Here is a 984-nt window from a genome sequence, read left to right as displayed (position 1 = left end):
GTGGTGTAACCCTGGTCGACGAGGGTGTGGTCGGGGCGGCAGGCGAAGGTGAGGTCGTTGACGTCGGTGGTTCGGCATTGGGCATACGGGGTGACGTGGTGGACTTCGCAGTAGTAGCCCGAAACGTCGCAGCCGGGGGCGCTGCAGCCACGAGCCTTGCGTACAACACGATTCGTTGGGCGGGGGAGGCGAGTCGTTTGGTGTGGTAGAGCGCCAGGGCTTTGCCGCGCTCGAAGATCGCCAGATAGTGATGCGCGTGGCGGGACAGCCGGATCACATCGGACATGGGCAACAGCGTGCCGCCTCCGGTCAAGCCCTTCCCCGCGGCGGCCTCTAATTCCTTCAGTGTCGTCGTGACGATGATCGAGGCCGGTAACCCGTTGTGTTGGCCGAGATCGCCGCTGCACAGCAGCGCCCGACACGCCGCCAAGAGACCGTCGTGGTTACGTTGCCCGGCGGAGCGCAGGTCGCCTTTGATGGCTTGCTCGGACGGCGTGCCGCTGACACACGGCGCCTCATCCGCAGGGTTGCACATGCCCGGCGCGGCCAACTTGGCCAGCACCGCTTCCAGGGTGGCGCGGGCTTCAGGAGTCAGATAGCCGCTCAGCCGCGACATCCCATCGACGTCCTGCTTCCCTAAACTCAACCCCCGGCGGCGGGCGCGGTCGTCGTCGGTGTAGTCCCCGTCAGGGTGTAGGCAGTCCATCAGCCGCTCAGCGAGCTTGGCCAGCTGATCGGGCCGATACTGGGCCGCCAACCGCGCAAGGTGGGCTTCGGCTTTCTCCTCGGTCTCCACATCGACATGGGCGGGCAGCCGGTGGAAGAAGTCCCGGATCACCCGCACATGCTCACCGCCGATGCGGCCCTCCCGCTGTGCGGCGGCGGTGGCGGTCAACCGCGGCGCCAACGGCTGCCCGGTCAGCGCGCGGCGCTCACCCAACTCGGCGGCCTCCCCGATCCGCCGGCTGGCCTCCCCGCGGGTGA

At 68.1% G+C, this 984-nt stretch carries 1 pseudogene; it reads right to left on the bottom strand.

The features are described from left to right. Positions 1-984, bottom strand: a pseudogene (locus tag A9W95_RS04165) (HNH endonuclease signature motif containing protein); the annotation flags it as partial.

It is taken from the genome of Mycobacterium sp. 1423905.2, from assembly GCF_001673155.1.
GTDB lineage: Bacteria > Actinomycetota > Actinomycetes > Mycobacteriales > Mycobacteriaceae > Mycobacterium.
The sequence above is the reverse complement of the archived record's forward strand: the minus strand, read 5'-3'. Positions and strand labels throughout refer to the sequence as shown.